This is a genomic window from Chryseobacterium gregarium DSM 19109 (assembly GCF_000430845.1).
GTDB classification, from domain to species: domain Bacteria; phylum Bacteroidota; class Bacteroidia; order Flavobacteriales; family Weeksellaceae; genus Chryseobacterium; species Chryseobacterium gregarium.
Genome location: NZ_AUMU01000041.1, coordinates 1 through 1916 on the forward strand (window position 1 = coordinate 1; position 1916 = coordinate 1916).

The window sequence follows — 1916 nt, forward strand, 5'->3', positions numbered from 1 at the left end:
TGCTGAAAAACAGTCTTCGGTTTCAATCCATGATTCCCTAAAGTTTCTGCTGTTTCTCTACTAAAGCCCAATCCTAAAAATTCTTTAGCTTTAGAAAGTTTATATTTTGCACTTAAAAACCATTTTTTTGATTACTTCAAACCTAAGAAGGTAATTTCAAAAGTATTCGGTTTCTTTAATAAATAAAAGCAGCCATTGCTGACTGCTTTATTATTTTAACTCATAAATACTTTCCAATCTTTCAATAGGTCGATAAGTTCTTGTAACGGCATTTCTAAATTTTGAAAAGGAGTAGAGTTATCTGCAATGAAATAGGCTGTCTCTTTATCACATTTAAAATCACCAGCATCGTTAATTTGCAAAAATACCCAAAGGTCTATAATTTACTTCCAAGTTTTAATACCATCTTTTACAGGCTGTAGCATATCTATAATTTCCTGAATATTATCTGGAAATCTATATTGCCCTATGAAAAGACCTAATAATAAATATTTATCGTTTGTAGATTTGACTACTCTGAAATCTACATCCACTATTTTAAATTCTACTCTATTCATTTTTAAAATTTAAATGCTTTCAAATTCTTATTAGGTCAAACATTCACTGCTCGAGTTTTTATGCCAGCTTTTTTTAACATCTAGACTTTAATTTATTTATCATTAAAAGTCTCGTAGGCTGATATAAAAAAATCATCCGATTTTCTTGGGTTATTTTTTGTAAACCTAAACTATTCTATTGAAAGATACATTGGTTTATTTTCTGCCAAGCATTCTTCTGCGATAGTTACGATTTTGTAGAAATCCTGAATATTTCTGCTTTTGGGGCTTATTAAACTAAGGTTCATATCATATGATTTACCTTTCCAGTCCAACGTCCAGCTTTTGTACCTTCTTCCTTCTACAGATTCTATTATAGGTAGTGTTATATCGATCTGCTCTTCAAAAATAGTCTTTATTTGTTCTGTTTGTTCTTTGCTTAATCCCAAATCTTTAAAAGTTTCTTCTATTTTATTGCCTAAAACTGTTTTTAATAGTTCCTGATAGAAAGGTACAATAGTACTTGTTTCCTTGTTTATTCCAAAAAAATCATACTTCTTTTGGTATGAAAAAGTTTTATTATAATCTTTATCAAAAAAACTATCATTACTTATTATTATTCTATACATAAATTTACTTTAAAAATTTAATTATTGTTCTAGTTCTTTTAACGTCGTCTTCACTTCTCCATAAAGCTTTTTTTAAACCTTTACCTTTTGCCCATTTTCCTGTGAAGGTTTGATAGGCCGCTTCTTCATAAGACATTTTATTATCTACAGCTTCCCAAAAAGCTTTTAGATTTACCGATTGTCCACCATAAGGATTATATACTCCATCTGTTTTCCAAAAGCCAAGTAGTCCATCCACATCACCTATCTCTTTATTTTTCATCATAAATTCATAAGTGTCATCCAATATAACTTTTCCTATTTCCGCAAATTTATCGGTAATATTTTTACTAATATTAATATCCCCATAAATAATTTTTTCTCCTGCATTAATGGGTAATTGATGTAATGCCGCTTCTTCTGGTGACATGATCTGTAAATACCCCGAGTGTTCGCCTTCAATAAAATAATCAATATAGATTTCGTTACCTTCTTTAGTTACTTTACGGGTCATTTTTAGAATTGCTTCACCAAATTTATCAACTAACGATAGTTCTACTTCAGCAGCCTGTTCACCTAATCTTTCTATATTATCAATATAAAGTATTTTTCTACCTTTGCGTTCGATTCCTGCTAATTCATTTAAATATTTAGTTGCTGCTTCAACTCCCATTTCATCCAGCTCTTTCGCAAAAGCGGCAACTGCTTTCTTGCTGCCTCTAAAAACTACAAAACCCTTATATTCCAGTCTTGTTATAAAGTTTCCATATGG

The 1916-nt window shown here is 30.3% G+C and carries 3 protein-coding genes; all 3 read right to left on the reverse strand.

Translation table 11 applies throughout. The features are described from left to right. Positions 1-383: 383 nt before the first annotated feature. Entirely contained in the window at positions 384-557 is a 174-nt protein-coding gene (locus H561_RS24075; protein ID WP_155845868.1) for a hypothetical protein, read from the reverse strand. Positions 558-727: 170 nt separating this feature from the next. Beyond that, positions 728-1165, reverse strand: a complete 438-nt coding sequence (locus H561_RS0120180; protein ID WP_027388609.1) for a hypothetical protein — start codon at positions 1163-1165, stop codon at positions 728-730. 4 nt (positions 1166-1169) lie between these two features. Next, a partial coding sequence (locus H561_RS24150) for a hypothetical protein (RefSeq protein WP_034762973.1) occupies positions 1170-1916 on the reverse strand: 747 nt, incomplete at its 5' end.